The organism is Acinetobacter lwoffii (assembly GCF_052078135.1).
GTDB classification, from domain to species: Bacteria; Pseudomonadota; Gammaproteobacteria; order Pseudomonadales; family Moraxellaceae; genus Acinetobacter; species Acinetobacter lwoffii_Z.
This window is the reverse complement of record NZ_JBQGUZ010000018.1, coordinates 51,631-66,123: the sequence shown is the minus strand read 5'-3', so window position 1 is coordinate 66,123 and position 14,493 is coordinate 51,631. Positions and strand designations below refer to the sequence as shown.

Here is a 14,493-nt window from a genome sequence, read left to right as displayed (position 1 = left end):
AGAAGTGAAACCTCTTAGCGCTGATGGTAGTGTGGGATTACCCATGTGAGAGTAAGTCATCGCCAGCTCATTATTCGAAACACCCCCAACTAAGGTTGGGGGTGTTTTTTTTATGCGTGGGATTTTAGTCAAATAAATGTTATTTATGTGCTATTTCGACTGAAACATCACATAAAAATAAAATTGAGAGGCGTATACTGAACCGGTCTATGGAGCGGATATGTCCTCAAATTCATCTTCAAGCCATATTGAATATGGCTGTTCTGCTTTTAAAGCAGTGCTTTTTTCCTTATTCCTTGCTGGCTTTGCCATTTTTTCATCACTGTATTGCGTACAGCCGATGATGCCGATTCTGGCTGATTATTTCCAGGTCAGCCCGACTCAAAGCAGTTTCCCTTTATCTTTTTCTACCATTGCCTTGGCAGTTGGCCTGATTTTTACTGGACTAATATCAGACCGATTCGGTCGTAAGCCGATTATGGTCTGGTCTCTATTTTCAGTCTCAGTATTATTACTATTAAGTGCAATATTGCCGATCTGGTCCGTGTTTCTGACCACACGAGTAATGATTGGATTGACAGTCAGTGGTGTCGCAGCAGTCGCGATGACTTATATCGGGGAAGAAATTGCAGAAAAAGATATCGGTTTTGCCATGGGCTTATATATTTCTGGCACAGCGATAGGTGGTATGGGAGGGCGTTTAATTGCCGGAGTTTTAGTTGATTTTATCTCTTGGCAATCTGCTACTTTGATGATTGGTATTTTAAATCTCAGTATTGCAGGCTTATTTTATTACCTCTTACCCGCTTCGCAACATTTTAAAGCCTATCCAATCAAGCTGAATCGTTTTAAAAACTCATTTAGACAGAATCTTGCTGATCCGAAACTTCGGGTTTTATTCCTGCAAGGTTTTATCTTGATGGGCTGCTTTGTCTCGGTATTTAATTATCTGAGTTATCGCTTGATCCAAGCGCCATTTGAGCTATCTCATGTCTGGATTGGTGTGATTTCGATTACTTATTTGGCCGGCATTTATAGTTCCCCTCGAGCAGCACATTGGGGGCGGCATTACGGAAAATTTAGAATATTGGCAGCCATGATCCTGATGATGCTTGTGGGCTTGTCGCTGATGCTGATCAATCAGTTGGTTGTTGTTTTTACCGGATTGCTGATTTTTACTTTTTCTTTCTTCGCTGCCCATTCTACCGCCAGTAGCTGGGTGTCGATCCAGTCGTTACAGTATCGGGCAGTCGGTTCGTCGCTGTATTTATTTTGCTATTACTTGGGGTCAAGTGTGTTGGGGAGCTCAAGCGGATTGGTGTGGGAAAATTATGGCTGGATAGGATTAACTGTGTTTATTGCCGCGTTATTACTGACGGGTTTGTCATTCAGTTTAAAACTCCGTTCTAATTAGAGACTCTGTCCAGTCTTTCAACCTAATAAATAAGATCAATTTCTTTTTTGATATATTTAAACTTTAGATTCAAATGACAAAGAGAGCGTGATTCAGTTAGTCTCTGATTTTGTATAAATTATAATCAAGCAAGCTAGACCTAATTCGTGGTAAAATAATCGGCTTTCATCTTTGATCTTATTTTTAGATCTCCTATCATCTGCCAGCCGAGAATTGCTAGCCATGTCTACTGCTTATACCATGCAGACTGCGCCAAAAGCGTTGTTTGATTACGACAAATATTGGGCGTCTTGTTTTGACCCTGCGCCATTTTTGCCGATGTCACGCGAGGAAATGGATCAACTCGGCTGGGACAGCTGTGATTTTATTTTAGTTTGTGGTGATGCTTATATCGATCATCCGTCTTTCTGTTCAGGCATTATTGGTCGTACGCTAGAAGCACAAGGCTTCCGTGTCGGCATTATTGCACAGCCAGACTGGACCAGCGTGGATGCGTTCCGCGTTTTGGGTAAACCGAATATTGCTTGGGGTGTAACAGCAGGGAATATGGATTCTATGATCAACCGTTATACGGCTGACCGTAAAATCCGTTCTGATGATGCCTATTCACCAGACAATCAGCCAAACAAACGTCCAGACCGTGCGGCAACCGTGTATTGCCAGCGTGTCCGTGAAGCTTATCCGGATGTACCGGTATTATTGGGCGGTATTGAAGCATCCTTACGTCGTATTGCGCATTATGATTACTGGTCAGACAAAGTCCGTCGTTCAGTATTGATGGATTCAAAAGCCGATCTTTTGATGTACGGTAATGGCGAACGCTCAATCACTGAAATTATGCATCGTCTGGCACGTGGCGAGAAAATTCACGAGATTACTGATGTTCGCGGTACTGCGTTCATTGTGAATAAACACAACCGTGCCTCTAAAGCCAAATTTGTTGAAATTGCATCGAATGATGTCGATGCCATTGGCCGTGTTGATCCAATTATTAATCCGTATGTCATGACTGAAGATATCGATGGTTGTGAGATTGAACAAGGGAAGGATTCTAGCCAGTATCAAGGTTTCCAAAAAGAACATGTCGCCAATCCGATTGTGCGAGCAGGGGATGACCTAGATCCTGATACGCAAATTGTGCAACTGCAACCGGCTTCTAAAGCGATTAAACATAAGTTACCGCCGCGTGAATTGGCCGTAATCCGTTTGCCTGCTTTTGAAGAAGTTGCTGCAGATCCAGTGCTTTATGCACATACCAACCGTATTCTGCATCTGGAAACCAATCCGGGAAATGCGCGTGCTATGGTACAAAAGCATGGTGAACGTGATGTCTGGTTGAATGCACCGCCAATTCCGTTGACTACCGAAGAAATGGATTACGTGTTTGACCTGCCTTATGCACGTCTGCCGCACCCTGCTTATGGCAATGCTCGTTTCCCTGCGTTTGACATGATCAAATTCTCTGTGAACATCATGCGTGGCTGTTTCGGTGGCTGTACTTTCTGTTCGATTACGGAACATGAAGGTCGTATTATTCAGAACCGTTCTGAAGAATCGATTCTGCGTGAAGTGGAAAAAATCCGTGATACGGCTCCAGGCTTTACTGGCATTATCTCGGACCTGGGTGGCCCAACAGCCAATATGTACCGTCTGGCATGTAAAGATCCTGAGATTGAAAAGAACTGTCGTAAACCGTCATGTGTATTCCCGGGCGTGTGCCAAAACCTGCATACCGACCATGCGCCATTGACGCAGTTATATCGTAAAGCACGTTCTTTACCAGGCATTAAAAAAATTCTGATTGGTTCAGGCCTACGTTATGACCTTGCGGTTTTAAACCCTGAATATGTCAAAGAACTTGTCACCCATCATGTCGGTGGTTACTTAAAAATTGCGCCTGAACATACCGAGAAAGGTCCACTCAATAAAATGATGAAGCCGGGTATTGGTACCTATGACCGCTTCAAGCAAATGTTTGATCGTTACAGTAAAGAAGCCGGTAAGGAACAATACTTGATTCCTTACTTCATCGCGGCGCATCCGGGCACCACCGATTACGACATGATGAATCTGGCGATTTGGTTGAAGAAGAATGGTTTCCGTGCCGATCAGGTACAGACCTTCTATCCATCACCGATGGCGACTGCAACTACTATGTATTACACGGGTAAAAACCCGCTGGCGAAAGTGGCGCGTTATACTGAAAATGTTGACATTGTGAAAGGTGAGAAGCGTCGTCGTTTGCACAAAGCTTTCTTGCGTTATCATGATTCAAACAACTGGCCTTTACTGCGTGAAGCCCTGAAAGAAATGGGTCGTCAGGATTTGATTGGTAATTCGAAACAGCATTTAATTCCGACTTATCAGCCTGTAGGCAGTGCAGACGGTCAGTATCAATCGGCGCGTAAGAAGAATTCGACGGTTGCCGGTGATTCGCAAAAACGTACCGGTGAGCAAGGGAATCGTAGCAAGGCTGCACAAGCTCAGTCACGTCCTTCAAATACCAAGAAACGTCCTGAGCGTGGTCAAATTCTGACCCAGCACACTGGTTTACCACCACGTGAAACGGGTGATGCCAAAAAACCGTTTGATGGGCCAAAGCCTAAAGCGAAGCCCAAATCACGTGCATAATTAAGTTAATAAAAAGACACTTCGGTGTCTTTTTTTAGCTCTTGGGTAAAGTAACGTAGCCTGAGCTTGTGCGTTGAAAGTGTAAAAGAATATATTATTTGGACTAAGTTCTTTAAAAAAGTGATATAAAAATAACACTTTGTCGGAATTGTCCTACAGTTGGGCAGATATGTATTGCGATCAATTCCATGGATGTTTTAGAGTGCATTATCAGTACTTTAAATCCACTTTCATTGGCATCTAGAGAGATGTCACTTTAGGTAACACAGAATCGAGTTTTGATACCAGTTGTATGGGTATTTAAACAGATTGGTTGTTATATCTATTTAAAATAAAGCGTGGGTTTATACTGCACAACAATAAAACAAAAATGATTATAAGAATGCAAGGATTTAGGCATGACCACCTATATTATGATTGGGAGTTTCCTGCTCTTCTGTGTCGTGCTCATGGCATGGAAAAAGCTCGGAAATAATTCCAAACCACAAGACAGCGCGTTAAAGCAGCGTGCTATCTTTAACCTGAATGAGCAATTGACCTTCACTCGCCTGAGAGAAGTATTACCTGAATACATTATTTTGGCACATGTTTCCTATGATGCCTTAATGACGACTAAATTTAACCGGACTCGACATAAGTACCGTAACCTGACTGCAGATTTTGTAATTCTGGATCAGCAGCACCAGATTCTAGCCGTGGTAGGAGTGGATGATCCCTTAATCTTAAAGCGTCCCCAGCAGACGGGTTTTCAGGATGCATTACTAACCATGGCCGGTTATCGGGTGATTCGTTACGATGATGTGCCGGAATATTATCAGTTGCGCCAGGACTTCTTGCAGGAGCAAGCGCAAATGCAGAAAATGCCCAAATATACAGTTAGCAATGATCTGAAAAAATATTATTTATATTCGGATTTAGAGCGCAGTAAAATCAAAGCTGTGGGCTAAAACAAAAAAGCATGCCAGAAGCATGCTTTTTTTATGAGTACCGATCTTGAAACATTATTCCGGTTTAACCGCCACGACAGTCAGTTCGACCAATACCCGTGGATCATAGAGTTTTGCTTCTACACAGGTACGAGGCAGCGCTTCGATATCAGCGACCCAGGCATCCCAGACTTCATTGAAGGCTGCATAATCTTTTTCAATGTCTTTCAAATAGATGGTTACCGACATGATGTGACTTTTGTCTGTGCCGGCATCTGCCAGAAACTGGTCAATAATATCTAAAGTCTGTTGGGTTTGCCCTTTAATATCCAGTTCAACATCTGTGGCCAGCTGGCCGGCAAGATGCACCAGATTACCGGCAATGGCAATTTCCGAAAAGCGTTTCGATACGTGTAAACGTTCAACTGTCATGTTGTTCATCCTGAGTTTTGGGCATCAGGGCTGCGACCAATGCAGTCAGCAGACAACCCACCGCCAGATAGATGGCTACATAATGCCATGAACCATCTGCCCAAATCACCAGTGCCGCTGCAATAAATGGGGTAAAACCACCACCAATGATACTCGCCACCTGATAGCCAACTCCGGCACCGCTGTAGCGGTATTCGGTGCCAAACAATGAGGTGAAAATCGGCTGATGGACACTGACCACCATATCATGGGCAACGTTCGCCAGTAAAATTGCCCCCATAATGATCATCCAGGTGTTTTGTGCATCGAGCGCCATAAAAAATGGAAAGGCTGAAAGCGCACCAATCAAACCGCCCCAGACACACATTTTCTGATGATTGAATTTATCCGCCAGCCAAGCAAAAAATGGAATACTGAAACAGCTAATTACCCCGACCATCAGCGTGATATTCAGGAAGAACTGTTTGTCCATGCCTAGGTTGCTGGTGGAATAGTTCAGGGCAAAGTTGGTGACCAGATACATGGTCAGTAATTCAGTCAGACGTAAGGCAATGATATAGAAGAAAGCTTTTGGATGTTTGCTGATGGCTTGCAAGATTGGCAGCTTTTCTGGATGATGGTCTGCTTTGACCACCTTTTCTACAAATTCCTGAGATTCATCCTGATCACGGCGAATCCACATCGCCACAGCTAACAGTACGATGCTGGCCAGAAAGGGAATACGCCATGCCCACTCGGCAAAGGCTTCTTCACCCAGTGTCGCAATAATAATCGACACTGCACCGGTCGCCAGGACCAGACCGACGCCATAACCGACCTGAACCCCACTGCTATAAAAGGCTTTTTTTCCTTTTGGCGCATTTTCTACGGCCATCAGAGCTGCGCCGCCCCATTCACCACCGACAGCAAAGCCTTGCAAGGCTCGACAAAACACCAACAGCACCGGAGCCCACCAGCCAATTGCCTCGAAATTTGGCAGTAGACCAATCCCGACCGTGGAAATTCCCATCAGGATTACCGTGAGTACCAGCATTTTTTTACGGCCGAGCTTGTCACCAAAGTGACCAAATACCACACCGCCTAAAGGACGAAACAGGAAGCCAACCCCAAAGGTGGCTAGTGCCGCCAGGGTGCCCATATTTTCGCCAATGCTGGGGAAAAACTGATCTTTAAAAATTAAGGCTGCAACAATGCCGTAAAGGAGAAAATCATACCAATCGACAACAGCACCAACAAAACTAGATAGCGCAGCTTTACGTGCGCGTTGTTCTTGAACAACAGAAGAATTTACAGAAGACATGCAGGAGGGGATTCCATGAGTTACATCAGAGTTGCCCTGCAATATTCGGATTTGATCGTCACGCTAATCACAGGACAGCATGCTGAAAGTAAAGGTGATTTTCAGCATCTCAGCACATACATGGATAATGCATTGCGCAGATAGAGTACTCTAAAAAATCAAAATGTAAAAACAAAGTTGCCGTATTTTTAAACTAATGCCTAAAACGTGATCAAAAACAGTTTAAAGCAGCAATAACTGGGTTTCAGTCTCGGGGACGCTGAGCTGATATACGCCAACACCGATCAGCCGGAATTGCATCTGCGGGGCAATATGCAGATCGTCGAGCAGTAAGTCCAAGGCTTGGGCTAATTCCTGTGGGCTACGCAGCACCTGTTTAAAACTTTTACTGTGTTGCATCACTTGAAAATTCTTGAGTTTTAATTTGACCGTAACGCCGCGAGCCGAAAGCTGTTTCTTTTGCAGGCTTTGCCATACTTGTCCAAGTAAACGTTCCCAATAGGGGCGACATTGATTTAGATGAAGGTCATCATCAAAAGTGGTTTCTTTGGAAATTTGCTGGCGCTCCCGTTCCACCTCAACCGGTCGTTCATCAATGCCTTGAGCATACAAAAATAGCCGCCGTCCATATTTGCCAAAATGCTGAATCAGTAAGGCTTCATCAATCTGTTGTAAATCGCCTAAAGTTTCTAGATTCAGGCTTTTCAGTTTTTCCTGAGTGACTTTACCGACGCCGGGAATTTTTTTCAGGGGCAGATCCTGGATAAAACGCTGTACCTGCGAAGGTTTAATCACACAGATCCCATTCGGTTTGTGCCAGTCCGAAGCAATTTTAGCGAGAAACTTGTTGGGCGCTACACCAGCAGAAGCGGTTAATCCGGTGGCTTGAAAAATATCCTCGCGAATCCGTATGGCGACTTCGGTAGCACTTGGAATCTGTTGTAAGTTTTCCGTGACATCCAGAAAGGCTTCATCTAGAGACAGTGGTTCAATCAGGGATGTATATTGCTGGAAGATCTGATGAATCTGTGCAGATACCTGCCGGTATTTGGCAAAGTCTGGCTCAATCACGATGACCTCAGGACACAGTTTGCGCGCCTGCCCCATGGACATGGCAGAACGCAGGCCATAAACCCGTGCCGGATAGGAGGCAGCCGCGACCACCGCCCGAGGATGATGCGAGGCTATCACCACAGGTAAGTGTTTCAATTCTGGACGTTCACGCAGCTCTACCGAGGCATAAAACGCATCCATATCGATATGAATAATTTTGCGCATGTTCGCTATCTTAAGGGGCTTTAATCGGATTGGGAAGCGACGGTTGCGTTGAGTAAATAGGGCTGCGGTCCGCTGAGAAGAACGACTTTTGTTCCTTGTGCCTCGGCGGCCTGAATCAGAAGATTCAAACTTTTTGGAGTGTCATCGGCAAGGCGGGGTAGAAATTGCAGTGGCTGCTTTAAAGGCTGAAAAAAATGATCCCAATGCACTGGAATCACTACTTTGGGCTTGAGCATGTTCAGGGTTTCAGTCAGATATTGCTGCTGATAGTCACTGGATTGTCTGGAGAGCTGGGCAATACCTAAAAATAAAGTATCGACCTGTAGGTTTTTAAATTGATCCGGGATAAATCCGGTACTGGCCTTGACCAGAATTTTATGTCCCGCATGCTCAATCAGGTAATCGAAACTGCCACCTTCCTTAAATTCGGAAAATTTAGCCGGAAGAGTTAAAGGCTGCAGCATTTCTTCGCCTAAATCATCATTTACCGCTGTGGGCGGGGTATGTTGTGAGGGAATGGCAGTGATCTGGAAATTTCCCCATTGCTGTACTTGCCCAGGCTTAACCGGCTGTAATTGCTGTGGAGTAACTTTAGGGTTTGCCCTAGCGATATTCAGGGTGCTAGGCGAACCGACGAGAGCAGTTTTGGGAAGCATTTCCAGTAAGGCCGGTACATCCAGAACATGGTCATAATGCGAGTGAGTGACCAGAATGGTTTGGGTCCGGCTTAATTCATGGTGTTGCACCAGTTGTTCAAGGAGTAGCCTGTCACTTTGAATAGGGCGGCTAAGTACTTGCCACAAAGATGGCCGGCTAAAGAAACCATCGATCAGGATCTGGTCGTGGCCATCATCGAGTAACAGGGTGGACACACCAAAAAATTTAACGGTGAGACCTTGAACGGATGTGCCGGTTTTTGGCTGCCACGCTTGAAAGTCACTAACTTTGCCCGAAGCTTGCAACAGATAAGCCAGTGTACCTGCGATGAGCAGGAGAAGAATTAGCAGACCGAGTAAAACGCCTTTTATCCATTTCAATCTTTTTATTTCCTTGTTGTTTTTATAAAGAATTTTTTTCAGGCGATCAGCTTTATTTTGTTTGATTCTCAGATGAAGGTACTACAATCGCATTCTTCTTGAGAAAATCCAGCCATTGCTGTTCTGAGCCATAAAATACATTCAGGTCTACCGGTGTGGTAATGCCGGGAATTTTCCCCTGACTGGTATGTTGCCAAAACGTCCATTTAGGCTGGTTTTTTAGATCAGGCAGACCCTTGTATTCACGTACCCAGAGCGGTACGTCGGGAAAATGTCCTGTCAGTACAATATTATAAAAAGCTTTAGAAATATAGAAAATCGGCTGTTTGCCATAATGCTTTTTCAGGACATCGTGCATGATCTGGATTTCGCTTAAAAGCTGCTCTTTAGAATAGGTATTGATACATTTGCTGTCATATTCCAGATCAATCACTGGCGGTAAGGCATCCGGTTTATTGGGAACAGCGTCAATAAAGTTCTGTGCCTGAATGCTGCCATCGCGGCAGAGGCGGTAGAAATGATAGGCACCGACCAAAAAGCCATGTTCACGCGCTTTCAACCAATTTTCCTGAAATTTGGTATCTTTGAAGTCGCCGCCTTCAGTGGCTTTCAGATAAACAAAACGGTATTTTTCAGGCGAAATCTGCTGCCACTGAATTTCTTTCTGATGGTGCGATACATCAAAACCCTGGATTGGATAATCGGCAGCATGGGCAGAGGGTGCTTTCATTAGGCATAGATAAACTATGGCGATCGTGATCACGGTGATCAGCACGCCAAGCCCAATCAAGAGCGATTTATTAACTCTGTTCGGAGCCTGATTTTTTTGCATCTTCAGTCCTTGCCTATATGTGATTTAGCCTAAAACTTACAATCAGCCCAAAGTGAATATAGCGCATCAAACCGGGGTATTTTTAGGAATATGCCAGAAAATATAGGCCGCAATAATATTGATACAGCCTAAACAGATCAGTGATACATGAAAAGCAGCCACCAGATTGTCAGCGCCGTAATAAGCACTCAGCATGTTCACCAGTGTTCCTGCCAGTGCCACCCCGATACTCATTGACAGCATCATGATCATCGACAGGAAACTGTTGCCGCTACTGGCATCCTGCTGGCTTAAGTCCTTTAAGGTCAGGGTATTCATCGACACGAATTGCAGTGAATTTAAAATGCCGAAGATAAAGAAATGAATCGCACGGAGCCAGATTGGGGTTTCCGCCGTGGTCAGGGCAAAACTGGCAATACACAGACCCACCAGCAAAGTATTGACCAGCAAGACCCGACGGTAGCCAAAACGCTGAATGATGTTGCGGATAATCGGTTTGGAGGCCAGCGAACCAAGCACAGTCGGAATCATCAATAAACCAGTAATAAAAGGTTCGAAACCGAAAGCCACCTGCAACATCAGCGGCAGTAAAAACGGAATCGAGTTACCGCCGAGACGGGCAAAGAAATTACCCAAAATACCAATCGCATAAATTTTATTTTTAAACAGCCGGCTGCGAAACAGAGCATTGCTATGCGTATGCGAATGATAGGCATAAACCAGGGTGGCCAATAAACCGGCTAGAATCAGGCTCAGGCTCCACCACAGCGAGTTTTGTGGACTGGCAAAATTTTCAATTCCCAGACAGAGGCCCACCATGGCCACGACCAGCAAGATAAAGCCCCAATAATCAAAGCGAGCGACTGTAGGTTCAAGTACATTCGGCATGGCCTTAAAGGTAATCAGTGCGCCCAGCAAGCCAATCGGCAAATTGATCAGGAAAATCCAATGCCAGGACAGATATTCGACCATCCAGCCACCTAGGGTCGGCCCAATTAAAGGACCAATCAGGCCGGCCAGACTCATCAGGCTCATAGCGGCCAGAAACTGGGTACGGGGAATGATCTTTAGCATGGCCAGCCGGCCTACCGGCAGCAATAATGCACCACCTATCCCTTGAAAGATCCGGTACACCAATAATTCATTCAGGCTACTTGACCAGGCACAGCCCAAAGAGGCCAAAGAGAAAATAATAATTGCAGCAAAATAGGTATTTCTGACCCCGAACCGGTCTGCCAGCCAGCCACTTAAAGGAATGCAGGCTGCCACAGACAGCACATAAGCCACAACCACACTATGCATGCGTAGCGGATCTTCCTGCAAATTTTGGGCAATTGCAGGTAGGGCGGTATTAATAATGGTGGTATCCAGCCCCTGCATGAAAAAGCCAATCGAGACCAACAAGACCAGCAGTCTGAACTCGGGATCTAAGGCTTGATGCGTAGGCGTGGCATTCATAATTCTGGAAAACTGAAAATTTTGAATAGTTTAAAGGAATCAGTCGAGTCTGTCGTATATAAAGCGTGTCAACTTTTATAGCAGTGTTGTGTCAAGTAACTGCAACCGATCTGTCATGGCACTGCAATGCTCTGGTTATAAATTGGTCACGAATTCTTCATGATAGATCAACAAAAAATGAAATTAAAATTAAAGTCATTGATAGTGGCCATGCTGGCGGTGGGGATGGTGGCATGTGGAAGTGAGAATGAAAATGAAACACCGGTTCCAATCGTCGAGGCTACACCGAACTCGATCGAGTTAAGCAAATTAGCTGCTTATGAATCGGGTATGTTTGCGCAAAGTGCAGCAGAAATTCCGGCCTTTGATGCCGAGAGTCAACGCCTATTCGTGGTCAATGCCAAAGAAGGCGTATTGGATGTACTGGATTTAAGTCGACCTGATCAGCCGAAAAAAATAACATCTATTATGGTCGATGACATTGCGCCAGAGGCTGAGGTCAACAGTGTCGCAGTACATAATGGCATTGTCGCCATTGCGATTCAGGCTGCTGTAAAAACCGATCCTGGCTATGTGGCCTTATATCAGGCCAAAGACCTGAGCAAGCTGGCCCACGCACAGGTGGGCGCCTTGCCGGACATGCTGACTTTCACACCAGATGGTCAAAGCTTGTTGGTGGCCAATGAAGGCGAGCCTTCTGATGATTATCAGGTTGACCCTGAAGGTTCAGTGTCTGTCATTAGTCTGGCCAATTTAAAAGCCCCGATCGTTCGTACAGCAGACTTTAAGGCCTTGAATGGACGGGAAGCAGCATTGCGTGAACAGGACGTCCGCATTTTCGGACCAAAGGCCAGCGCAGCTCAGGATTTTGAACCTGAGTACATCACTGTTTCGAAAGATGGAAAAACCGCCTGGGTTGCCTTACAGGAAAATAATGCCTTGGCCAAAATTGATGTGGCTTCTGCCAAGGTACTCGCTGTTTATCCATTTGGCTTCAAAGATTATGGCATAAATGGTCATGGCATGGATATCAGCGATGCGGATGGTGTCGACGGTAAAGGCAAAATCAATATTCAAACTTGGGCGAATGTCCGTGGCTTATATATGCCAGATGCGATTGCAAGTTTCGAGGTCGCGGGCAAAACCTATATTGTGTCTGCCAATGAAGGCGATGCCCGTGCCTGGGGTGAAAACAATCCTGCATATTTCAATAATGATACCAGCCAAGGCTTTGTAGAAGAATGGCGGGTGAAACACTTGGTCCATGCCAAAGGTTTTGACCGCCGTCTGGGTGATGATTTGCCAGCACATCTTCGTGCATTGGCCAAAGGTGCAGAACTCAATCCGATTAACTTTGCCTACTGCGGTGCTATTGCAGGGGATGCCAAAGACTGCCGGGAAGATCATCTGCTGGGCCGTTTAAATATTAGTTGGACTGAAGGCTATCAAAAAAATGCCGATGGTACAGCCAAACTGAATGAACGTGGGAATCTGGTCTATGATCATTTATATAGCTTTGGTACCCGCTCGGTCAGTATCTGGGTGGAAAATGATCAGCAGACTGGTTTGGATTTGGTATGGGATTCGGGCGATCAGTTTGAGCAGTATATTGCCAAACAGCATCCTGAGATTTTCAACTTTAATCATGAAGAAGCCGGACTGGATAATCGCAGTGACAATAAAGGGCCGGAACCTGAAGGGGTGACCTTGGGGCAGATTGGCCAAAAAACCTTTGCCTTTATTGGTCTGGAGCGTGTCGGTGGCATCATGGTCTATGATGTGTCTACACCTGCATCACCAATCTTCGTGCAATATATCAATTCACGTGATTTTAAAGCGACCACAGAGCAAATTGAAATCGGACAAGCCGGTGATTTAGGACCGGAAGGTTTGGTATTTATCCCCGCCAAAGACTCCCCGAACAAGAAACCCCTCCTGGTGGTCGGCCATGAAGTCAGTGGCAGTACCACGATTTATCAAGTAAATCTCAAGTAGTCAAAAGCTTTTAAATTCAGGGCACTTCGGTGCTCTTTTTTGTAAGGTGACCGCATATATGACATTTTTGTCATTAAAATGAAATAAAACCGTCATAATCTTGGGCCAACTTTTCAGCAATGCTGAAATCTCCTCGCGTATAGGTTTGTTTTTATGACAATCGAGATTTTGATGGTGATCGGCTTCTGTTTGGCCGCTTACTCTATTGTCGGAAATGATGTACCTCAAACCCTAGGGACATTTATTTCTTCGAATTCACATCGCCCATGGTGGGTGTTGTGGATTTATATCAGCTCAATTTTAATTGTCGTATTGGTCTATGGTTGGTATGCATCTGGGGTGGGTGATGCCTCATACGGTCGTTTAGAAACGATTCCTTTCCCTGAAGGTGGCATTACCTGGCTGTACATTGTGCCGCCAATTCTGCTGTTGATGCTGACCAAATACGGGATTCCAGTCAGTACCACTTTCCTGGTGCTTACGATTTTCTCTCCCGCCAGCTTAGGCTCGATGATGGTCAAATCGATGATGGGCTATGCCGTCGCCTTTATTGTAGCGATTGTCATCTATCGTTTTGTGGTCAAGCAGCTGGCACGGCATTTTGCCAAGACACGTCATCAGGAGCACTCCAAGGTCTGGATGGGCTTGCAGTGGGTTTCTACCGGTTTCCTGTGGAGTCAATGGCTGATTCAGGATCTGGCTAACATCTTCGTGTATGTGCCGCGTCAGGTACCGTTTGAATTCCTGATGTTTGCGATTGCGGTATTCGTAGTGTTGCTGGGCGTGATTCTGTATCAACGTGGTGGGGCCATCCAAAACATTGTCGATACCAAAACCGGTGTGACCGACATTCGTGCTGCGACGATTATCGACTTCCTGTATGCCATTATCCTGTTGATCTTCAAAGAGTGGAGCAATATTCCAATGAGTACCACTTGGGTATTCCTGGGATTACTTGCAGGTCGTGAATTTGCCATGTCGATGATTCTGGATGAAGTCAACAAACATCGTACGTCACGCAATGTCAGTGCAGATGCCATGAAACTGATGTTCGGTCTGGCCATGTCGGTCATTCTGGCAACGACTTTGCCGATGTTTTATGAGTTTGTGACGAATTATGGTCAATAAGTCCTGATATTAAAAATCCAATAAAAAAGCGAGCCAGGTGCTCGCTTTTTTATTGCTTGAGA

General features: G+C 45.3%; 12 protein-coding genes. 6 read left to right on the top strand and 6 right to left on the bottom strand.

Annotated elements, in window-relative coordinates; all coding sequences use genetic code 11:
• Nucleotides 1-220: 220 nt before the first annotated feature.
• From ACTL4S_RS12130 to ACTL4S_RS12120, 3 genes are all read left to right on the top strand, one after another.
• Nucleotides 221-1,414, top strand: a complete 1,194-nt coding sequence (locus ACTL4S_RS12130; RefSeq protein ID WP_441299433.1) for an MFS transporter — start codon at nt 221-223, stop codon at nt 1,412-1,414.
• Between the two features lie 222 nt (nt 1,415-1,636).
• Nucleotides 1,637-4,045 (top strand): YgiQ family radical SAM protein, encoded by a 2,409-nt coding sequence (locus tag ACTL4S_RS12125; RefSeq protein WP_441299432.1) that lies wholly within the window; start codon nt 1,637-1,639, stop codon nt 4,043-4,045.
• 398 nt (nt 4,046-4,443) lie between these two features.
• The gene (locus ACTL4S_RS12120; protein WP_004732580.1) at nt 4,444-4,992 is read left to right on the top strand and encodes a DUF2726 domain-containing protein; all 549 of its coding nucleotides are present in this window, start codon (nt 4,444-4,446) and stop codon (nt 4,990-4,992) included.
• A gap of 54 nt (nt 4,993-5,046) precedes the next feature.
• On the opposite strand, the gene ACTL4S_RS12115 is transcribed toward ACTL4S_RS12120, so the two are convergent.
• Both ACTL4S_RS12115 and shiA read right to left on the bottom strand, forming a co-directional pair.
• On the bottom strand, nt 5,047-5,403 hold the full coding sequence (locus ACTL4S_RS12115; RefSeq protein WP_005101539.1) for a RidA family protein: 357 nt from the start codon (nt 5,401-5,403) through the stop codon (nt 5,047-5,049).
• Nucleotides 5,393-6,703, bottom strand: coding sequence for a shikimate transporter (gene shiA, locus ACTL4S_RS12110; protein ID WP_441299431.1), 1,311 nt, complete (start codon nt 6,701-6,703; stop codon nt 5,393-5,395). The genes ACTL4S_RS12115 and shiA overlap by 11 nt, the downstream gene beginning before the upstream one ends.
• A gap of 15 nt (nt 6,704-6,718) precedes the next feature.
• Between shiA and ACTL4S_RS12105 the strand changes: the two genes are divergently transcribed.
• Nucleotides 6,719-6,847, top strand: coding sequence for a hypothetical protein (locus tag ACTL4S_RS12105; RefSeq protein WP_004732574.1), 129 nt, complete (start codon nt 6,719-6,721; stop codon nt 6,845-6,847).
• A gap of 78 nt (nt 6,848-6,925) precedes the next feature.
• Here ACTL4S_RS12105 and dinB read toward each other — a convergent pair whose 3' ends face one another.
• From dinB to mdtD, 4 genes are all read right to left on the bottom strand, one after another.
• Nucleotides 6,926-7,981 (bottom strand): DNA polymerase IV, encoded by a 1,056-nt coding sequence (dinB, locus tag ACTL4S_RS12100; RefSeq protein ID WP_441299430.1) that lies wholly within the window; start codon nt 7,979-7,981, stop codon nt 6,926-6,928.
• A gap of 20 nt (nt 7,982-8,001) precedes the next feature.
• Complete coding sequence (locus tag ACTL4S_RS12095) at nt 8,002-9,018, bottom strand: MBL fold metallo-hydrolase (protein ID WP_441299429.1); 1,017 nt, start codon at nt 9,016-9,018, stop codon at nt 8,002-8,004.
• A 52-nt stretch (nt 9,019-9,070) separates the two neighbouring features.
• The gene (locus ACTL4S_RS12090) at nt 9,071-9,850 is read right to left on the bottom strand and encodes a glycoside hydrolase family 25 protein (protein WP_441299428.1); all 780 of its coding nucleotides are present in this window, start codon (nt 9,848-9,850) and stop codon (nt 9,071-9,073) included.
• A gap of 66 nt (nt 9,851-9,916) precedes the next feature.
• Nucleotides 9,917-11,308 carry a multidrug transporter subunit MdtD gene (gene mdtD, locus ACTL4S_RS12085; RefSeq protein ID WP_005249647.1) on the bottom strand — a complete coding sequence of 464 codons (1,392 nt, stop codon included), beginning with the start codon at nt 11,306-11,308 and terminating at the stop codon, nt 9,917-9,919.
• Between the two features lie 177 nt (nt 11,309-11,485).
• Between mdtD and ACTL4S_RS12080 the strand changes: the two genes are divergently transcribed.
• Both ACTL4S_RS12080 and ACTL4S_RS12075 read left to right on the top strand, forming a co-directional pair.
• A complete protein-coding gene (locus ACTL4S_RS12080) occupies nt 11,486-13,303 on the top strand; it encodes a choice-of-anchor I family protein (RefSeq protein WP_441299435.1) in 1,818 nt (605 codons plus the stop codon).
• 153 nt (nt 13,304-13,456) lie between these two features.
• Nucleotides 13,457-14,431 carry a hypothetical protein gene (locus ACTL4S_RS12075; protein ID WP_314104087.1) on the top strand — a complete coding sequence of 325 codons (975 nt, stop codon included), beginning with the start codon at nt 13,457-13,459 and terminating at the stop codon, nt 14,429-14,431.
• The last annotated feature ends 62 nt before the right edge of the window (nt 14,432-14,493 follow it).